This window comes from Rhodococcus sp. C-2 (genome assembly GCF_027854095.1).
GTDB classification, from domain to species: domain Bacteria; phylum Actinomycetota; class Actinomycetes; order Mycobacteriales; family Mycobacteriaceae; genus Rhodococcus_F; species Rhodococcus_F qingshengii.
In genome coordinates this window covers 498,239-517,444 of the sequence record NZ_JAQGFI010000002.1, presented here as the reverse complement: position 1 = coordinate 517,444, position 19,206 = coordinate 498,239, and the positions used below count along the sequence as shown (strand labels likewise).

At 61.9% G+C, this 19,206-nt stretch carries 20 protein-coding genes; 11 read left to right on the top strand and 9 right to left on the bottom strand.

What is annotated here, in order from left to right; all coding sequences use genetic code 11:
* Positions 1–8: 8 nt before the first annotated feature.
* Positions 9–464, top strand: coding sequence for a tellurite resistance TerB family protein (locus PCS43_RS06215; RefSeq protein ID WP_003941110.1), 456 nt, complete (start codon positions 9–11; stop codon positions 462–464).
* Between the two features lie 56 nt (positions 465–520).
* Here PCS43_RS06215 and PCS43_RS06210 read toward each other — a convergent pair whose 3' ends face one another.
* Complete coding sequence (locus PCS43_RS06210; RefSeq protein WP_007727034.1) at positions 521–1,042, bottom strand: 2-oxo-4-hydroxy-4-carboxy-5-ureidoimidazoline decarboxylase; 522 nt, start codon at positions 1,040–1,042, stop codon at positions 521–523.
* A gap of 558 nt (positions 1,043–1,600) precedes the next feature.
* On the opposite strand from PCS43_RS06210, the gene PCS43_RS06205 reads away from it, so the two are divergent.
* Positions 1,601–2,050, top strand: coding sequence for a hypothetical protein (locus PCS43_RS06205; RefSeq protein WP_080961075.1), 450 nt, complete (start codon positions 1,601–1,603; stop codon positions 2,048–2,050).
* Positions 2,051–2,346: 296 nt separating this feature from the next.
* Here PCS43_RS06205 and PCS43_RS06200 read toward each other — a convergent pair whose 3' ends face one another.
* Complete coding sequence (locus tag PCS43_RS06200; protein WP_054826767.1) at positions 2,347–2,583, bottom strand: hypothetical protein; 237 nt, start codon at positions 2,581–2,583, stop codon at positions 2,347–2,349.
* Positions 2,584–3,046: 463 nt separating this feature from the next.
* On the opposite strand from PCS43_RS06200, the gene PCS43_RS06195 reads away from it, so the two are divergent.
* Positions 3,047–3,742, top strand: a complete 696-nt coding sequence (locus tag PCS43_RS06195) for a hypothetical protein (protein WP_209911196.1) — start codon at positions 3,047–3,049, stop codon at positions 3,740–3,742.
* A gap of 393 nt (positions 3,743–4,135) precedes the next feature.
* On the opposite strand, the gene PCS43_RS06190 is transcribed toward PCS43_RS06195, so the two are convergent.
* Together PCS43_RS06190 and PCS43_RS06185 are read right to left on the bottom strand one after the other, a co-directional pair.
* A complete protein-coding gene (locus PCS43_RS06190; RefSeq protein ID WP_042922694.1) occupies positions 4,136–4,477 on the bottom strand; it encodes a hypothetical protein in 342 nt (113 codons plus the stop codon).
* A 142-nt stretch (positions 4,478–4,619) separates the two neighbouring features.
* Positions 4,620–5,147 (bottom strand): LGFP repeat-containing protein, encoded by a 528-nt coding sequence (locus tag PCS43_RS06185; protein ID WP_051649620.1) that lies wholly within the window; start codon positions 5,145–5,147, stop codon positions 4,620–4,622.
* A gap of 614 nt (positions 5,148–5,761) precedes the next feature.
* On the opposite strand from PCS43_RS06185, the gene PCS43_RS06180 reads away from it, so the two are divergent.
* Positions 5,762–5,956 carry a hypothetical protein gene (locus PCS43_RS06180; protein ID WP_209911199.1) on the top strand — a complete coding sequence of 65 codons (195 nt, stop codon included), beginning with the start codon at positions 5,762–5,764 and terminating at the stop codon, positions 5,954–5,956.
* Between the two features lie 225 nt (positions 5,957–6,181).
* On the opposite strand, the gene PCS43_RS06175 is transcribed toward PCS43_RS06180, so the two are convergent.
* The 4 genes from PCS43_RS06175 to PCS43_RS06160 form a co-directional block, all read right to left on the bottom strand.
* Positions 6,182–7,216: an AurF N-oxygenase family protein gene (locus PCS43_RS06175; RefSeq protein ID WP_209911202.1), complete on the bottom strand. Its 1,035-nt coding sequence runs from the start codon at positions 7,214–7,216 to the stop codon at positions 6,182–6,184.
* An 804-nt stretch (positions 7,217–8,020) separates the two neighbouring features.
* Positions 8,021–8,263 (bottom strand): hypothetical protein, encoded by a 243-nt coding sequence (locus PCS43_RS06170; protein ID WP_003941172.1) that lies wholly within the window; start codon positions 8,261–8,263, stop codon positions 8,021–8,023.
* A 481-nt stretch (positions 8,264–8,744) separates the two neighbouring features.
* A complete protein-coding gene (locus PCS43_RS06165; RefSeq protein ID WP_007727027.1) occupies positions 8,745–10,724 on the bottom strand; it encodes an amino acid permease in 1,980 nt (659 codons plus the stop codon).
* A 4-nt stretch (positions 10,725–10,728) separates the two neighbouring features.
* The gene (locus PCS43_RS06160) at positions 10,729–11,547 is read right to left on the bottom strand and encodes a polysaccharide deacetylase family protein (protein WP_209911205.1); all 819 of its coding nucleotides are present in this window, start codon (positions 11,545–11,547) and stop codon (positions 10,729–10,731) included.
* A gap of 122 nt (positions 11,548–11,669) precedes the next feature.
* Between PCS43_RS06160 and PCS43_RS06155 the strand changes: the two genes are divergently transcribed.
* The 3 genes from PCS43_RS06155 (at position 11,670) to PCS43_RS06145 (ending at position 14,416) form a co-directional block, all read left to right on the top strand.
* On the top strand, positions 11,670–13,199 hold the full coding sequence (locus PCS43_RS06155; protein WP_228232425.1) for an LCP family protein: 1,530 nt from the start codon (positions 11,670–11,672) through the stop codon (positions 13,197–13,199).
* 133 nt (positions 13,200–13,332) lie between these two features.
* Positions 13,333–13,539, top strand: coding sequence for a hypothetical protein (locus tag PCS43_RS06150; protein ID WP_124568973.1), 207 nt, complete (start codon positions 13,333–13,335; stop codon positions 13,537–13,539).
* 46 nt (positions 13,540–13,585) lie between these two features.
* Positions 13,586–14,416 (top strand): crotonase/enoyl-CoA hydratase family protein, encoded by an 831-nt coding sequence (locus PCS43_RS06145; RefSeq protein ID WP_209911208.1) that lies wholly within the window; start codon positions 13,586–13,588, stop codon positions 14,414–14,416.
* Positions 14,417–14,522: 106 nt separating this feature from the next.
* On the opposite strand, the gene PCS43_RS06140 is transcribed toward PCS43_RS06145, so the two are convergent.
* The gene (locus PCS43_RS06140) at positions 14,523–15,014 is read right to left on the bottom strand and encodes an inorganic diphosphatase (protein WP_003941181.1); all 492 of its coding nucleotides are present in this window, start codon (positions 15,012–15,014) and stop codon (positions 14,523–14,525) included.
* A gap of 103 nt (positions 15,015–15,117) precedes the next feature.
* Between PCS43_RS06140 and dacB the strand changes: the two genes are divergently transcribed.
* Genes dacB through hpt form a run of 4 tightly spaced genes read left to right on the top strand, consistent with a single transcriptional unit; the run spans position 15,118 to position 19,136 of the window.
* Entirely contained in the window at positions 15,118–16,527 is a 1,410-nt protein-coding gene (gene dacB, locus PCS43_RS06135) for a D-alanyl-D-alanine carboxypeptidase/D-alanyl-D-alanine endopeptidase (RefSeq protein WP_007727020.1), read from the top strand.
* Positions 16,527–17,600: a zinc-dependent metalloprotease gene (locus PCS43_RS06130; protein WP_019746776.1), complete on the top strand. Its 1,074-nt coding sequence runs from the start codon at positions 16,527–16,529 to the stop codon at positions 17,598–17,600. Before dacB ends, PCS43_RS06130 begins: the two co-directional genes overlap by 1 nt.
* The gene (tilS, locus tag PCS43_RS06125) at positions 17,601–18,578 is read left to right on the top strand and encodes a tRNA lysidine(34) synthetase TilS (RefSeq protein WP_209911212.1); all 978 of its coding nucleotides are present in this window, start codon (positions 17,601–17,603) and stop codon (positions 18,576–18,578) included. It abuts the gene before it with no gap.
* 3 nt (positions 18,579–18,581) lie between these two features.
* Positions 18,582–19,136 (top strand): hypoxanthine phosphoribosyltransferase, encoded by a 555-nt coding sequence (hpt, locus tag PCS43_RS06120; RefSeq protein ID WP_003941159.1) that lies wholly within the window; start codon positions 18,582–18,584, stop codon positions 19,134–19,136.
* Positions 19,137–19,206: the final 70 nt, after the last annotated feature.

The following is a 19,206-nucleotide window of genomic DNA, read 5'->3' as shown; positions in this document are numbered from 1 at the left end:
GGAGACTCATGGCATTCTGGGATCAGTTGAAGGCTAAGGCTCAGGAGATGAACGGCCAGCTCAAGACAAAGACCAGCCAGTTCCAGAACAAGGAATTCAAGAACGCGAGCATGGCAATGTGCGCGTTGATCGCCGCCGCAGACGGTTCGATCGATCCGTCGGAGCGTCAGAAGACCGCCGCGCTGATCATGAGCAACGAGTCGCTCGCGGTCTTCCCGCCGGACGAGCTTCGTGAGCAGTTCGACTGGTACTGCAGCAAGCTGTCCTCGGACTACGAGTTCGGCAAGGTCGAGGCAACCGCGACCATCGCCAAGCTCAAGTCGAAGCAGGATCAGGCCCGCGCGGTCATCCAGATCGGCATCATCATCGGCGGCGCGGACGGCAACTTCGACGAGCACGAGCGCGGCGTCGTACGCGACATGTGTTTTGCAGTCGGAATCTCTCCGGCCGAGTTCGATCTCTGATCGATTCAGAGCATGAAAGCGGGTGCGGCGCGAAAGCGCTGCACCCGCTTTTCTTTTCAGTACTCGGGATAGCCGTCCTCGGGTCCCAGCATCCGCTCGATCCTCGTCCGCGTGATCTTGGCGAGCTCGTCGACGCAGACCTTGCGCTCGACGGACCGTTCGTTGGACATGCGCTGGCCGATGTTCTCGAGCAGGTCGTCGGCGTCGTGGCCGTGCGAACACCACAGATACCGGAAGCCGAAGTTCCGCTCGTACTCCTCGCCGGCGCGATAGATGGTTGCCATGACGGCGTCGTCCGGAACCCAGATCGAGCATTGCTCGAGGTGGGACGGCACGCTGTTCTTGCGCACGCCTACGGGTGGATGGCATTGCAGGGCGCGTTCGACGTCCTCGTCCGAGAGGTTGAGAATCGCGTCCTCGGCGCGCGAGAGGATCTCCGCGTGGTCGGCGAACGGACGTCCGTCGCTGACCCACCCGGCCCACGTCAGCGAGCAGCAGCACTCGAACAATGCGTGAACTGCCTTCTGCCGCGGTAGTTCGTTGAAGCGCTCCAACCCGATCGATTGATGTAGCAGCATGTGACCTCCCGGCCCGTTGTGCCTTCAGGCGCGCTCGACATGCCGCGCGGTAACCAGATGCGCGACCACTTCGATAATCCGCCGCTTCACCTGGGAAAGGAAGGTTTGCTCACCGAGTTTTCAGGTTCTTAACGCGGCGTAACGAGCTGACCCACACAACGCAGGAGCCCCACCGGCGACAACCGGCGAGGCTCCAGACCGGGAATCTCTAGAAGGAAAAACCCGATCATGACTGTCGCCGGCGGGCCTATATCCAGCCAAGGCGCTCGCTCTCGCGATCGCCATTGCCCTCGGCATCACCGCCTGGCGCATTCGTACATTCCTTCGGCCATCACCGGGACCGGTTCTACGAGCCGCACTCGAGGATGCGTGGAAGACGAGATTGCGGCCACCCACTGCTCCAGGAAACAAACGACGATCATCCACATTTCGCCACCATCGCTGCGGACGAGCGGCAATCGCGCAGATTGTTGCCGACTGCCGCATAGACGCCGTGCTCGACGACCCACGATTCGAGCAGCCCCTACTAGGCGTAGTAGTGCCTGTAGCGTCCATGCCATGGGCTCCCGAAATTCCCGGCGATGGGGATATGCGCTGACGGCATTGGCGGTCATCGCGTCCGGTATCTCGGTCTTCGGCCCACAGAGCTTTCCGGGGCGAGAGCCGACATTCACCGGGGCCACAGCCTGGAACATCGATCCCGACGGCACCATCACTGAGATTACGGATTCGGACCTCGTTGCCGAAACCACGTTCGAGGACCCGCCGCCGCTCCGGGCAAGCGCAGTCGTCCGTGAGTTCCACGCCGAGGAAGGCTGGGGTGTACTCGACGCAGCCGAAATTCCCGGCGGTTGTTGGGTGTTCTACTCCGAGATTGTGGCGACTGGGTACCGCGTCCTGACTCCAGGCCAGCTAGTGGACCTTGAATATGAGGACCTTGTTGCGCAGTACGGTTCCGACGCGCACCAGGATGGCTACCGTTATCGTGCTACGTCCGTCCATCCGTGAGCCGCGCTGGTCTGGTAACGCGGATTTGGACCGCTTTAGGTGTGCGAAGTGGAATACCGGGAGTGCACCGACGGCGGACTCAGACATCCAGCATTCAAAGGTTTGCGCTCGACAAGTCCGCTGACGGAATCAACCCGCCGGGTCGTCACTTATTCAGTGCAACAGCACAATTGAGGAAGGTTCGTTGTGGACAATTGGTGGTTGTACTGGAGCCCGTTTCCTCAGCCTGTCCGTGAGTGGCTGTGGATGATCGTGCAACAGATTTGGCCTAGCTGAGAATGGGTTACGGCCATCATTCACGCCCTGCCCTCGTACAGATCAGCTGCGATATCGATGGTCAACCCGGAACCGTGCGGGCCACCGCCGAGGTAGTAGATCCCGGAAATCCGCTTGGGGTAGGAGTTGGCATCGACGATCGCCTCGGACCAGGCGTCTAGATAGGAGAGCAGTTCGTCGAGGTCGTCGCCGAGCGCATCGAGTCGACAACCTGCGGTATCGCTTCCATACGTGGTGAATTTGGGTTGGTGAAGCACATGCCGCTTCAGCACAAGGCCGCGAGGTCGGTAGTGAGAAGGGTAAAAATTACCGGGTGCGCGACAACTGAACTCCGCTGCGCCAGACAACGAACCCAGTGAGCGCTCCGACCGCAGCGCTGGCCAGTGGCCCGACGATGAGATACAGCGTCGGGCTCTCATCACTGCCAGGGCAGAGGGAGATCGTAGGTAAGTTGGTCGGATCCGTGATCTGCGATGTCAGAGGTGCGTACGAAGAGCAATGGGTCGGTTGTCCGAGCCACCAAAGCACGAAGCCAACGCAGATAAGACCACCAATCAAGAAGGTTGCAGCCCCCGCTGCGATCAACGTACGCATCTCAGCATCCTTCCATGGTCCTCCAACGTAAAGAATGATTGTGGAACAGATTTGGTCTGGCTGAGTCTGCAGCCGGTCGGCGGCGGAATACGATCTTGTAACACCCGGCGGCGAGAGGATCACAAGATGTCGGAACGTATCAATTTCGCCTACGTACGGTCCACTCCGCAGTGGGATGCGCACGTACTGCGCAGTGGTCAGGTCTTGCGGCTGGCTGGCGAACAAATTCCGGACCCGGTACTGAGGGAGAAGCTCGATGCCCTGAACCGTCCTGAACGATCTCGTACCGAACAACTGATTCGTAGCCGAGATCTCCCCGACTGGCGGCGACTCCCGCAAGCCGATTTCAACCTTCGCGCTTCATACGACATATCCCTACCGTTCCCCGCCGACCCCGGCTTCGATCTCCGGTTGACCAACCTGCAGCTATTTCGTACTGGGCTCGCATTCCATGTCGTAGCGCACGAACCCACGCCCGAGGAGATGCCCTCCCTCGCCCAGCCGAGCAACGAACAGATGAATTTCGGATCCCGGATCAAACCCGTTGAACCGCACAGAATTCGACTCATTGTCGACACCATCACCGGGCCGATTCTCGCGAACTCGACCCACCCCGGCGACTACCCCGACGACCCGAATGAGCCGTGGTTGTACAGTGGCCGTTCATGGCGTGGTATCGCCGAGAACCTGTTCGGCATCACCACCGGCGGCGAATACTTTCTCAGCCCGCCCCCTCAGGGCCCCTTGTGGATCACCGTGTCATATCCCGAGTTCGGCCTGGCTCCGACAACGATCGAATTCGAGTTACCGCAATTGCTGTGAAGGAACACTGCACGTTTCGAATACTGCACATCCGCCAGTCAACCCGCCGGGTCGTCACTGATTCAGTGCAACAGCACAATTGAGGAAGGTTCGTTGTGGACAATTGGTGGTTGTACTGGAGCCCGTTTCCGCAGCCTGTCCGTGAGTGGCTGTGGATGATCGTGCAACAGATTTGGTCTGGCTGAGACCGTAGACCGGCGAGACTGGTCAGGAAGTCGGCGGTATCTGGCTGACCAGTGATTCGTACAATCGCTCTATTGCTCTTAGGACTTCGGCCGGTTCGATGTATTGGTTCTTCTCACGCAGGTCGTCCACAGTTTCCGGCGTCGTGTAGCACTCTTGATGTTTCTGCGCATGCCTATCCTCTCGGATTGATTCACAGGTACTTGCCAACTATTGGCGATTAGCGAAGAGGGTTTTTGCGATGAAATAGGAGGATGCGATGGACACGGCGACGGCGCCGAGCAACATCAGTGTCGGCCCCCATCGGATGATCGAGGTCACGTAGTGCACGTCGCCGGAGATATTCCAGGTGCAGGTGGCTCCTGCAATCGGAAAAGCAGTCCAATGCCCCTCCGCCGGCAGGGTTTGTTCCACACCCGATGCTGGTGGACGTGGCGCATGGGCGCGGCAGTATTCGGTCGGGTCGCCGCCGAAGGAATAGAACGAGACCGCCACGACAATCAGGACGGCAACGACCGCAATCAGAGCGAGAACACCTACACGGCGATGCATGGGCACCTCGATTGCTGGCTCGATGTATTGCCCTGTGAGTGATCTGGCGGTCGATCACATGCCGTGACCGCATTGCCCTCACTGCTACGCCGAATACGTTGGAGCACAAAGACATACAGCGGGGGCCAGCTGAGGTCGAACATCACGATGTCACTACCTGACCTGTGGCGCTAATCCATGCGATCCAGCCGCCTTGAAAGTCGTTGCGGCGGCCCTCGGGGGTGGAGTATTCGTCGGTGATGGGGAATCCGAATCGTCCGCCTTCGTAGCCGTGGCGGCCGTATTCGGTGAAGATGGCGCCGTAGACACAGTGGGTGCCGGCCTGGGGATTGAAGTAGATGTTGCCTTCGGTGAAGCGGTTGAAGCGGCCGATTCCGTTGGGCGTGCCGAGTTCACCGCTGGTGGGCCACCCCAACGGGCTGGTGGGTCCGCCGAGATCGAGGTACTTCTGCGCGATCAACCCGTACGTTTCCCATACCCCGGTCGCGGCGCTCCAGTAGATGCGGCCGTGCTCGAAATCCTGTACCCGCCCGTTCGACAGCGTCTGTTCGTCGCCGGTCGGTGCGCCGAGAGAGGACGTTTCTGCGCCGAGTTGTGTGTAGCGGGCGCCGATTGCGCCGCCGACGGTGTACACGGGGCCGGCGGGAGTGACGGAGGTTTTGAACTGCATCGCATGATAAGGAGTACCGGTAGCCGTATTCCATTGCGAGACAATCAAATGCACGTTGTCCAGGGTGGATGCCGGGTGGATGTAGCCGCCGTAGATCTGGCCGAGTACATCAAGTTCTCGGCAGTGCAGGCCGAGATCGCCGCTCAGTCCAATCCTGTGGGTAAGGGCCTGGCAGTGACCAACAACTGAAAGGAGGTGTTTGAGGGGTCCGACGAAGCAATTCATTCGCGGACCCTTCACTCACGTCAGAAGTAACATTGGGTACCGCCGAGTTCGCACGGGACCGCTTTCGAGAGCGCTACTCGCCATTCCCATGGCAACGGTAAAAACCAAATCCAGCCACCTGCGATCATTTCAAAACCTCTCGGATCCTCGGGTTCCCCAACCAGACCGTGTTACGAATCTAACGTGATCGCGTTCACTTGACCAGGGCGTCGCGATAACGCGAATGCCGCAGCAGCGGATCACGGCGCACGACGGCTAGTGCCGAATATCTCCCGCGCGGTGTCTCAGACACACTCCGAATTCACTGGACACTGTCCAGTAGTGCACAAGACATCGGCCGGGCGCTCCCGCTCGGACGTGGGGGAGCATCGCGCGCTGATCATGTGAGCATGCGCGTGAAAACGTCCGCCCTGTACATGTCCGGATACCTGGACGGTATTTCGAAATTCTGGGCGATAATGCACGACGGGCAATGGCTGGCCGGAACTACCGTGCGAGTCACCGATGCCGGCAGAACCAATCTCGTCGAGATCGACATGCTCGTGACCGCTGACGCCATCACCGAAGTGCCGTCGGTCGGCTGAAACTTGTTCAGCGTTGAATCCTGCAGCCTGGGTCGTGTCCGCTGGCACTGATGTCGCTGGTTCGCCTTGGTGGATGTGCTTCCTACACTTCGATGGGGCGATTCAGGTGTGGGCCTGTGGTTGGCGCGCTGATATCTGTGCGCCATTGCCTCGACCGCGGTGAGTGGGTAACGCAGCTGTCTGTCGAAGTGGGAGAGGGGCAGCTGCGTCGCGGGTTGCAGATCGTCAAGCCGCGGCCCTCGACGGCTCGTTGCGGTAACGCGACAGCCGGCCGTCGGTTCCGGTAAGCCGCCAGGACCAGAGGGTGAACCGGGTGCGCATTCCGTTGGCGTCGGCGAGGCTCCGGACGTCTGCGCAGGACTCTGCAAGGAGTCGCCGGAAATCGGGGTTGCGCATCGAATAGGTCTCGCGCAGAACATTGCGGGGGATACCCAGCAACGTCGCGTCCTGCCGGCTCGGGACGACGATGGACCAAAACCCTATGCGCATGACTACAGGCGTGGTGAGGCCGAGTGCGAGGCGGTTGAATCGGCTCATGCGCGGAGCGTGATGGCGCAACCATGCATGGGCGAACCCGATGTGACGTGCTTCCTCGGCGAGATGGATCTGCATGATGCGGTCGGTGAGCGGGTGAATGCCACCGCCGCGCATGATGCTCTTCTGGATGTGGTCGATCGGCTCCTCTCCAGCGAGGATGATCTGAAAGAAGAAACTGGGCCACAGCGATCCCAGCGAACCGACCAGGGGGAAGGCCTTGACAAGCCACGTTGGGGCACCGTGGACCTCCGGAGCCACCCGGTTGGTGAACTCCTGAAACATCTGGATGTGGTGCGTCTCTTCGGTGAGTTCGTGCATGAAGTAGCGGAATTCGGGGTTCTCGTTCGCCAGGCCCATCAAGAACTGGGTACCGCCGAGAAGGAGCAGTTGCTCGAACTGGGAGCCGGTCTTTGTTATAGATGCGAGCCGAATCCGGGCAACCCGCCGTTGTTCCTGGGGTGAGAGCGCGCGGTACCAGTCGGTGTGGGACAAGGGGTCGACCGCGGGGAGTGTCCATCTTGGGTCGTCCGCGGGGGCGGCGAACTCGGGCGAATTCCAGGCGATGTCTTTGAACGCCTCGAAGTGGAGCCCTGTCGAGGATGCCTCGGACAGTGTGCGCAGAGTGTCGTGGTAATCGCGATGTTCGTTGACGGTATTGCGCCCCGGAGTTAACCGGACAGATGGCGCGTTACGCCGCGTGCGACGAGGTGTTAGGAACTGCATTTCGGGCTCCTTTGTGGCATCTATCTCAGACGTGCCCACAGTAAACTAAGTGTGACTACGCGTCCACAGTAACTGTATGAGTCTGCACGTCCACGGGTAAGTCCGGAAGGGCGAAAAGGACGCTCAATATCGCACCATGCACGCAGCTCTCGGCATTTGATGGTGGTGTGGGTCCTGCTGTCGAGACGACGGCGCTGGACGTGGTCGACGTTAGGCCATTGTGTGCATCTGCCGACCTATACGGTGGGATAGGTGCAGGACGAGGTTCTCGCGATCTCGTCACGGTCGGTGTCCCGCTTGATCGGGTCGGAACTCACCTCGCCGAACTCGCGTCCCTGCACCGCGGCGACATCCGAGGCGGCGCAGACAGTTGATCATGTGGATCGGCCCGCACGTCTTTCGTCATGCGACGGGGATCCGATGGACCGTGGTTTGTTGCTCGGATGGCGATCGGTAACAGTGGAAATATCTCACCGGTAACTTTCAAGTTGTGTCAGTTCTCTTTCTTAAGTGACTGTGTAACAACCAGTTTCGATGGAAGTCGCTATCTGAATTGAAATTCTGGGCGGAAATGCACGACGACCAATGGCTCTGGCAGGGGTAACTGTGCGCGTCACCGATGGCGACGGAACCAACAGCGTCGAGATCGACATGCTCGTGACCGCCGACGCCATCACCGAAGTGCCGTCGGTTGGCTGAGACTTGTTCAGTGCCGAGACCGGCAAGAGCGGAGTTCGCGTCGGGCGCTCCCGGTAGATCGGCGGTGGCCTTCATGGTGTGATCGCGCTCTATACGGCACTGGCTTTAGTGGTGGGTGTTGCTGTCGCGGCGCGCCGTCCTGTGGGCGGCAGGAAGAATCTGGCCGACGTGTTCGGCGGGACCGAGCATGAAGCGGTCCAAGCCGGAACGCGTTGGGCTGTAGACGAGGTGGGCGCCCCAAGTGTGCATCGCCACCGCTGTCACCGACGAGCCGGCCGAACTGATCACCGCGGCTGTGAGGAAGCGGCGAAACGGTGAACGATTGACTGTCGGAGAAACCTCGCCCATTGCTTCTGCTCACGATGCCGCCACATATCCGACTCCACAGGAGTGCTGAGCCGTGCCTCGGGTGGTGAGGCGCTATCGCCTTCACACGATTGGAGCTGCGGAACAGGACAATTTCACGGAGAAACTTTCGCGGGGATAAACGAATCGATTCTGGTCGAACCCATGAGGGGAAACATGACTATCTTCTTCGACATCATGCTCGTACTCTGCGTCGTCTCCATAATAGTGTTTTCTGGATACGTTCTTTATCGCTTGGTGACAGACGAATCGAACCTGCGATAGCCAGTCGCTTCGACGTGTGGGTGCAGCGGGGGCCGATCGTCCTATAGATCCGCACCATCGCAATGGGTTTCAGGGCGAGCCTCGCACGCAAGATGTGATATCCGCGAGTTTCGCCTGAATATAGGCACGCAGCACTTCTTTCTGTGCGATCTTCCCTGGTGCATGGCCTGGACCAACCCTCTGCTCATCGTTTGCCGCGTCAACCGACGTGGACGTGTGGCCGGCGGGACTGGTCGGGTTCGGCGCGGCGGAGGACCTCACGGGTCACGGGAGCGGTTTCGCCCTCACCGATGAACAGGAAGCGGAGCAGGTACATGATCGGGTTTCCCTCCGTCCACTCGAAGTAGACGTCGGGAATCACGCCGGTGATGTCTCTCGTCCGCAGGAGAACCGCCGCAATGGTGTTGGGGACGGCAGGGCTGTCGACCCAGAGAATCCGGTGCTCACCGCGCTGTCGGCCGTGGACGAGGAGGTCGGTGCTGAATTCGGAGGAGTCTGTGACGTTGACTTCGATGAAGATGATCGACTCCGCCTCCGGGATGTTGCTTTCGGCGCGCTGCTGCGATTCCTTCTGCCGATACTCGTCCTCGTCGAGACGGTCGACGTCGTGCGCCACCATCGCGAGGTAACCCTTCTCGGCTGCCTCGGCGATGAATTGCAGCGCGGTCTCGTCGAATTCGACGGAGGTTGCCCGTAGTTCGAAGGCTCGCGAGATCCGGGAAAGGAAGGACACCACCATGATCGCGGCGATGAAGAACGACGCCACTTTCACACCGTCTGGACGTTCGAAGATGTTCGCGATCGTCGTGTAGACGAACAAAACTGCGACAAAACTGAACCCCACGAACAGCTTTCGCTGACCGTGCTTACGAGCGGACAGTGCAACGGCGACGGTCGCCGACGAGATGAGCACGAGGACGCCGGTTGCGTACGCGGAACTCTGAGCGTCGACACCGGCGTCGAAGTAGATCGTGACAGTGATGGCGATGACGCTGAACACGAGGACCAGCGGACGCACGGCGCGGGCCCACGACGGCGCCATGCCGTAGCGGGGGAGATACCTCGGAACAAGATTGAGCAACCCTGCCATTGCCGACGCACCGGCAAACCAAAGGATCAGGATCGTGCTGAGATCGTAGACGGTTCCGAAGATCTCACCCAGATAGTCGTGGGCGAGAAAGGCAAGCGCGCGACCGTTGGCAGCGCCTCCGGGTTGGAACTCGTTTTCTGGGATCAGGATGGTGGTGACCAGGCTCGACGTCAGCAGGAATCCGCTCATGATCAGCGCCGCCGTGGTGAGCAGGCGCCGCGCACCTTTGATGCGGCCACGTGGATTCTGTTCGGTGTCGTGCGGATCGCCCTTGATCTGCGGCATGACCGCGACGCCGGTTTCGAAGCCGGACAGACCGAGAGCCAACTTCGGGAAGACGATCAGCGCGATCAGGATCATCATCGCCGGGTTTCCGTGCTCGGTGGTCATGGCGCGCGTCCAGTCGGTGACCAACGACGGCGCGGTCGCGATGTGCCACAGACCTACGGAGATGACCACCACGTTCAAGGCGAGATAGACGGCGACCAATCCGACCGCGATACCGATCGCTTCGGTGAATCCGCGGAGGAAGACCGCAGCGAGGAGCGCGAGCAGAACCAGGGTGACGGCGACGGTGTGTCCGGAGAGAAAGGTTGGAGCAAAAGGGTTCTCGACGAGGTGCGCCGTGGCATCGGCAGCCGAGAGCGTCATAGTGATGAGGAAATCGGTGGCCGCGAAGCCGAGAAGCACGAGAACGAAGATCTTGCCGCGCCACTTGGGCAGCAGCTTCTCGAGCATGGCGATCGAACCCTCGCCGTGCGGACTCTCGCGAGCCACTCGCCGGTAGACCGGTAGAGCGCCGAAGAGTGTCAGCAGGATCAATACGACTGTCGCGATGGGAGCCAACGTGCCGGCCGCCAGTGCCGCGATACCGGGTTGGTAACCGAGAGTGGAGAAGTAATCGACACCCGTCAGGCACATCACCTTCCACCACGGGTGGCGCTTCTCCTTCTTCGGCGCCATCCGGTGGGGCCCCAGATGTCCGGCGGGTTCCTCGGTGATGTCCGCGAGCAGCCAGGCCTCGGTGCGTTGTTTCACGGACGGAGCCGTGTTTTCGGCCGGGACCTCGTTGTCGGCTGCGGTCACCACGGCGTCACGGCTTCAGATAAACATCGTTGAGCGTGACAATCCGCAGGTTTCGGCTCCGGATGATGTCCACCAGTTGCGGATACACGTGGGTCACGGGCAGATAGTTGAGGTGCCCGATCACGATGGCCCCCGGATTGAAGTACTGGTTCGCCATTTGGAGGATGTACTCCTCGGTGATCAACGAAGAATCCGACAGTGATCCGTACCAGAGGGTGGGCACGGTGTAGCCGACGCTCGCGGCCACGGAATCGACTGTCGCGTTGTGCCTTCCGTACGGCGGCCGAAAGTACGGCGCCGCGTCCACGCCGTAGGTGTTGCGCAGGAACGTGCCGTTCTTCGTCAGCTCGTCTGCGATCTGCTGCTTCGACACGGACGTCAGATCCGGGTGCGAGTAGGTGTGATTGCCGAGCTGAATTTGTCCGCTCTCGACCAGCGGTCTGAGAAGTCCGGCGTTTTCGGTCCACGAGTTGTATTGCCCGTTGACGAAGTACGTCAAACGGATGCCGGTGTCTTTTGCGAACTGTGTGTAGAGGCGCACGACTTCGGAGCTGGCTCCGTCGTCAACCGTCAGGGCAAACAGATCCCCACCGCCGGGTAACGCGGTCAACGATCCGCCGGCGGGCAGCGGCACCCGGGCAGACGGCGGTGGAGGCGGCAACAAGGCAGGCGGGAGATCCGGGACAGGGACGGGGTCGGTTGGTTCGTCGGCTGCAGCGATTGCCGTCCCGACCGAACGTGACGAACAAGCGGTTCCCATGGTCACCGCGGCGGTTCCGGTCAGAGTTGCTGCTGCGAGGGCACTGAGGAAGCGTCGGCGGTCCACAGGGCGGAGCCTAGAGCAGATTTGCCCTATTCGGACTTCATTCTCAGCGTTTTTTCAGCCAATGACCAGCCGTGTCCGGTATCGACAGGTTCTACTCAGGAACGCTGGATAGCGTGTCGGCCGTGGAACCGCGACCTCGACACTCGGCAACCAGACACAGGCGTAGGCGTCAACCGCAGCGGTCGACGCTCTCGGTGGGGCGCAAGCTGGCGGCGGCGTCCCTGTCGACGACGATTCTGGTGGGCGTCGGAATCGGCTGGTACGTGCAGTCGGATCTCACGTCGGGGCTGTATCGATCGGACGCGCTCTCCGCCCTCGGTGACGACGCCGGCAGTTCGCTCGACGGGGATACCAACATCTTGTTGATCGGGCTCGACAGTCGTAAAGCGATGGACGGCAGCGACCTGCCGGCTGAGTTCGTCACCGACAAGCTGCATGCGGGGGACAGTGATGTGGGTGGATACAACACGAACACGCTTATCCTGCTCCATGTTCCGGGCGATGGCGGCAAGGCCAGTGCAGTGGCGATCCCACGCGACGACTACGTCGCGGTACCCGGCTACGGAATGGCCAAGATCAAGGAAGCGTACGGAATGGCGAAGGCTGATGCGGACGCCAAACTCATAGCGGACGGTGTGACGGATCCTGCTGCACGAGAGCAACAAGCGCGTGAAGTCGGAAGACGGTCGACACTGACCACCGTGCAGAATCTGCTCAAGGTTCCGATCGATCACTTTGCCGAAGTGAACCTGATGGGCTTCTACGACGTCGTCTCGGCTATCGGCCCCGTTCAGGTGTGCCTCAACAATCCGGTGCAGGATGACTTCTCGGGCGCCAACTTCCCGGCCGGAGTTCAGACTCTCGATCCGTCACAGGCACTTTCGTTTGTCCGTCAACGCCACGGCCTGGACAACGGGGACTTGGATCGCACCCACCGGCAGCAGGCTTTCATCAGCGCGGTGATCGCCAACTTGAAGGGCTCCGGCGTCATCGGAAACATTCCGAAGATGACGGCACTGGCTGACGTGGTGAAGAAGGACGTGGTGATCGATTCTGCCATGGATCCCGTCCGATTCGCTTCTCAGGCAAGCGCTCTCGCAGGTGGGAACATCGACTTCTACACCCTGCCCATCGAGGGATACGAGACCGTCGACGGCCAGGACGTCAACATGGTCGATCCGGCGCGTCTGCGTAGTGAAGTGTCGCGGATCTTCGCGGGAGGTGACTCGGCATCTGCACCTGCGATGGACACTGCTGTCTCGACCGGGAACGAAGTTGTGGACATCCGCAACGGAACCGCGACGGACGGGTTGGGTGCCGCGTTGGCAGCGGCGATGAAAGCGTCGGGAGTCGAAGTCGGAGAGGTGAGCACCGCAGCTGCGACGGCAAAGTCGGTGGTCAGCTATGGAGTCGGCGCCAAAGCCGTCGCAGAGGCGCTGGCCGAGCAGTTGGGCGTGGCCGCAGTGCCTAACGAGCAGGCAGCGGCCGAATCAGTGTCTGTACTGATCGGTGAGGACAATGCGCAGACCGTGTTCTCGGCCGCTCCGGCGCAGTCGGACTCGTCGGTATCCGCCGGCACCGTTCCCGATACGGGAGCGCAGGGATCACCCATCCGGGCCGACGCGAATGGCGGCATTCCCTGTGTGGACTGACTCTCAGGTAATTCGCACCAAACTCACGCTGACTTCTTCGATCTGCGGGTCTACATTGGAGAAGTCGAACTCAGTCGGGTACTTCACCTTTGGGGTACCTGACTGAGATTGCGTAGTTGAAAGGATCACCGACATGGCTACAACAGCAGCGGTACAGAATCCGACACGCTCACGTGCCAGGACCATGTCCTTGTCCGAGTACGTGGCCGAGCATCCGGCGCAGCGCGTTTTCCCACCGACCAGTGAGCGGGCGGCCAGGATGGCGATGCTCATCATGTTCGCCCTGATGGCCGTCACCCTCGTCGTACTGGTACTTGACGAGGCAGGAATCTTCGGATGAAGGCAGCGGTCTTCGGCTGAGCCCGACCTTTAGTTACTCTTGAGTAATGACTGAACAGAAGAGCTGGAATGCGTTCACCGTCGAGCGCGAAGACAACATCGCCCAGGTGACGCTGATCGGGCCGAGCAAGGGCAACGCGATGGGGCCGGATTTCTGGAGTGAACTCCCCGAAATCTTCGCCGACCTCGACGCCGACCCCGAGGTGCGTGCAATCGTCATCGCCGGTTCCGGCAAGCACTTCTCGTTCGGACTGGACCTGCCGGCGATGAGCGGTGAATTCGGTGCCGTCCTCGCGGACAAGGCTCAGGCAGGCCCGCGCACCAAGTTCCACGACATGATCAAGCGCATGCAGTCGGGCATCAATGCCGTCGCAGATTGCCGCAAGCCCGTCGTCGCAGCTGTGCAGGGCTGGTGCATCGGCGGCGGCGTCGACCTGATCACGGCGGCGGACATCCGCTACGCAAGTGCCGATGCCAAGTTCAGCATCCGCGAGGTCAAGGTCGCGATCGTCGCAGACATGGGCAGCCTCGCGCGTCTGCCCGCGATCATCGGCGACGGACACCTGCGTGAGTTGGCTCTGACCGGCAAGGACATCGACGCAGCGCGCGCCGAGAAGATCGGCCTCGTCAACGACGTTTTCGAAGATGCCGACGCGGTACTGGCAGCGGCGCGCGCGACCGCCAAGGAGATTGCGCTCAACCCGCCGCTCGTCGTCCACGGGATCAAGGACGTGCTCGATCACAGCCGCAGCGCGAGCGTGAACGACAGCCTTCGCTACGTCGCAGCCTGGAACGCGGCGTTCCTGCCTTCGCAGGATCTGACCGAGGCCATCACCGCCGTCTTCCAGAAGCGCCCGCCAGTCTTCCAGGGTGAGTAGGAACTGCAAGGGTGAGTAGGAACTGCAAGGGCGAGTAAAAACAGCACAAAAATCCCCGCACATCTTCCGATGTGCGGGGATTTTCGTTAGGCCTGAGAACTCGAGCTCAGTGACCGCCGTTGGCAGCGAGACGCTTGATCGAAGCCTCGATCTCGGCCTCTGCCTCGGCGCGGCCGACCCAGTTGGCTGCCTCGACGTGCTTGTTCGGCTCGAGGTCCTTGTAGTGGACGAAAAAGTGCTTGATCGCATCGAGCTCGAACTGTGAGATGTCACCCAGATCCTGGATGTGATCCCAGCGGGGGTCACCGGCCGGAACGCAGAGGACCTTGTCGTCTCCGCCGGCCTCGTCGACCATCTTGAACATCGCGACTGCGCGAGCCTCGACGATGACGCCGGGGAAGACCGACTCGGGGAGCAGGACCATGGCGTCGAGCGGATCGCCGTCCTCACCCAGGGTGTTTTCGATGAAGCCGTAGTCGGCCGGGTAGCCGAAAGCTGTGTAGAGGTAGCGATCGAGTTTGACGCGACCGGTTACGTGGTCGACCTCGTACTTGTTGCGCTGACCCTTGGGGATCTCGATGGTGACGTCGAACTCCACGCCGATTCCTCGCTGTCGTGTCGGTAATGATTCGTCGGAAGGATATCGGGTCAAGGATAAGGTTGCCTGACCACCCAGTAGGCAGAGCACAGACGGAGGGGCGTTGGCGGGCCAAGGAAAGAAGAAGATCGGCTCGTTGGAAGAGAGTCGACGGCGTAACTTCCGCATCCTTCTGGCGGTCGGTGCAGTGGTTGTACTGGCCGTCGCCGGAGTTGTCGTCGTGAAACTCGGTACGTCGAACGACACCGCGGGCAGCACGACCGTGACTACGTCGCCTCAGCCTGCGCTCGTGACGCCGTCACCCCAGGTGGTGCCCGTCCCGACGGACGCACCGATCCCGAGCGCGTCGGGAATCGCAGCGGCGATCGGCCCGGCCGTGGCCAACCCGGATCTGGGGAAGTTCACCGGAGTAGTCGCTGATGCGCTCACCGGAAACATTCTCTGGAGCACGGACCCGTCGACGCCGATGACGCCCGCGTCCACGACGAAGGTGCTGACCGCATCGGCGGCACTGCTGAAGTTGCCGCTCGACCACCGGCTGTCCACGACGGTGGTGCCCGGAACGAGCCCCGGGCAGGTCGTTCTGGTCGGCGGCGGTGACCCGACGCTGACGGCGACGCCGAAGGGGCAGAGCGGGTACTACGCCAACGCAGCGCACATCGCGGATCTCGTCGACCAGATCAAGGCTGCCGGTACGCCGGTGAACAGCGTCGTGGTGGACTCGAGCTTGTTCAAGGGCGACAACATGGCCACCGGCTGGTTCCCCGCGGACATCGCGGCCGGTTACATCACCCCGATCGAATCGGTGATGATCGAAGGTGGTCGGTACGACGGCACTCAAGACGAGTCGCCGCGTTCGGAAACTCCCGCATTGGACGCGGGCAAGGTGCTCGCTCAGGCGCTCGGTGTCGATCCCGCCAACGTGAGTCTCGGCGCGGCGCCTGCCGGTGCCAAGCCGATCGCCACCGTGCAGTCGGCGCCGCTGAGCGACCGACTGCTGCAGATGATGGAACATTCCGACAACGTGCTCGCAGAGACCATCGGGCGTGAGGTCGCGATTGCCTCCGGAATCGAAGCCTCGTTCACCGGAGCAGTCGACGCGACCGGCAAGACCCTGCAGGCGGCCGGGTTCGACTACACCGGTGTATCGCTGCACGATTCCAGCGGACTGTCCGTCGACGATCTCATTCCCGCTCAGGTACTCGATCGCGTCATGACGGCTGCGGCCGGTGACGGTGATCCGAAACTGCGCCCCCTGCTGGACTACCTTCCGGTGGCCGGCGGAACAGGAAGTTTGTCCGACCGCTACGCGTCCGGAAACCGAACCGGTGCGGGTTGGGTGCGGGCCAAGACGGGAACTCTGTCGACGGCCAGCGCGTTGTCAGGGTTCGTGGTCGATCAGAACGGGCGAGTGCTCACCTTCGCACTGATGTCCAATGACCGGCCGCCAGAAGTGAGCCGTCCTGCCCTGGACGCGATTGCCGGAGCATTGAGGAATTGCGGGTGCCAATAGTGGCCGAAAAGACTCCACAAGATGATGAAGCCTCGGCTCCGCTCGGTGGTGCCGTCGACTGGAGTCTTGCCGCCAAAGCCGGGATAAAACTGGCGCGCGGCGGCCCCGCGATGTCTCGCTACACGGCCGAGACGGCAACCGCAGAACTCGCCGAAGCGTCCAAGCGCGCAGAACTGCCGGTTCGTGAAGTGACCGGGCTGGCCGACGGTCTACCGGTCCCGGCCGCTGACGTGCTTGACCGGGCCGGGTGGATCACGGCGGCCTCGCGGTCGATGGCACATCTCACCGGCGCCGACCCTGACGGCAGTGGCAATCTCATCGTCGGAAAGCCGGCGGGCCTGCAGGCCGGCGCCATGCTGGCGTACCTGTCTTCGGCGATCCTCGGGCAGTACGACCCGTTCACCGGCGAGCACGGCACCCTGCTTCTGGTCACACCGAACATCGTCTCCGTCGAACGGTCCCTTCGGCTGAACCCGAGTGACTTCCGGTTGTGGGTCTGCCTGCACGAGGTCACGCACCGGGTCCAGTTCTCGTCCTCGCCGTGGCTCGCGGAGTACATGAAGGAATCCGTCGAAACGCTTGGTGCGACGGTGGACGAGTCGATGACCGACGTTGTCGGGCGCCTTGCTGCAGAGCTGCGCTCGCGGAAGGAACCCGACTCCAGTGACGGTGCGACGGCGGGCGGCATCATCGGGCTGCTGCGCGCCTCGCAGGCGGAGCCTCAGCGTGACGCGCTGGATCGGATGCTTGTACTCGGCACCCTCCTCGAAGGGCATGCAGACCACGTGATGGACGCCGTCGGCCCCGCCGTGGTGCCGTCGGTGGCAACGATCCGCGCGGCCTTCGACAAGCGTCGGCAGCGCAAGTCCAACCCCGTGCAGCGGATCATCAAGATGCTTCTCGGCATGGACGCCAAGATGGCGCAGTACGTGCGCGGCAAGGCCTTCGTCGACGCGGTGGTTCTCAAGGTCGGCATGGAGCAGTTCAACACCATCTGGACCGGGCCCGAGACCTTGCCGTTGCTCGACGAGATCGACAATCCCGACGCGTGGGTAAAGCGCGTTCTCGGCTAGATGCTGCTGCCTGAGACGCCTGCCCTCCTGGCGCTGCGACAGGCCGTGCGGGCGTGGACGCTCGCATTCGAGCCGCGGCGCCGTGTGGTCGTCGCCCTGTCCGGGGGCGCCGATTCATTGGCGTTGACCGCAGCAGCGGTGGCGGAAGCCGATTCGGTCGACGCGTTGATCGTGGACCATCGCCTGCAAGTCGGTTCCGATGCCGTCGCACGCTCGGCCGCAGACCAGGCGCTGGCGCTGGGTTGCCGGACCGCGACGGTCCTGACCGTCGACGTAGCCGATGGTGGGAGTCTCGAGGCCGCTGCGCGTGAGGCTCGGTACAACGCCCTACGCGACGCGAGGGCTGACCTCCCGGTTCTGCTCGGACACACGCTCGACGATCAGGCCGAGACCGTGCTTCTCGGACTCTCGCGCGGGTCCGGTGGGCGATCGATTCAAGGTATGGCTGCATTCGACGCTCCCTGGGGACGGCCGCTACTCGGCATCCGGCGATCGGTGACCAGGGCGGCCTGCGTCGACCTGGGCATCACGCCGTGGGAGGACCCGCACAACAACAATCCCGAGTTCACTCGCGTGCGTCTGCGGCACGAGGCGTTGCCGCTGCTCGAAGAAATTCTCGGCGGGGGAGTTCCCGAAGCGTTGGCCCGAACCGCGACGCAGTTGCGTGAGGACGGCGAGTCGCTCGACGAGTACGCCGAAGCCCTACTCCTACGGGTTGTCGTCGACGGAGAAGTGGAAGTGGACACACTTGCCGAAGCGCCCACCGCAATCCGTCGACGCGCTCTGCGGGCCTGGCTCCTGCAGGGCGGCGCAAAAGCATTGACGGACAAACAGTTACGCGCAGTCGACGCCCTGGTGACCGACTGGCGGGGGCAAGGCGGCGTCGCGATCGGGGGCGGAACACCGGAGGCGAGGTTGGTGGCGGCCCGGCGACGTGGCAGGCTGATCCTCGGATTCGAAGACCGACGAAGGGTTTGACGCGTGTACGAGGGCGACATCGCATCGGTACTGATCTCCGAAGAACAGATCCGTGCACGAACGGCGGAACTGGCTGAGGACATCGCCAAGCGTTACCCGGCAGGCGCCCCCGAAGGGGATCTCCTGCTGATCGGCGTCCTCAAGGGAGCGGTCTTCTTCATGACCGACTTCGCCCGCGCCCTGCCGATCCCGTCGCAGATGGAATTCATGGCCGTGAGCTCCTACGGATCCTCGACCTCGTCTTCGGGTGTCGTCCGCATCCTCAAGGACCTCGACAAGGACATTGCCGGTCGCCACGTGCTGATCGTCGAGGACATCATCGACTCCGGTCTCACGCTGTCGTGGCTGATGCGCAACCTCAAGACACGTAATCCCGCTTCGCTCGAGGTCGTCACCCTGCTCCGCAAGCCGGATGCGGTCAAGATCGACGTCGACGTCCGCGACGTGGGCTTCGACATCCCCAACGAGTTCGTCGTAGGTTACGGCCTCGACTACGCCGAGCGGTACCGCGATCTGCCGTACATCGGCACCCTGGACCCCGAGGTCTACGGCGGCTGAGCCTGCTCGCCGGTTAGAACTCTTCACATTTCGGCACCTCTGCATCAGTCCGCCGAACGGACGACAGACA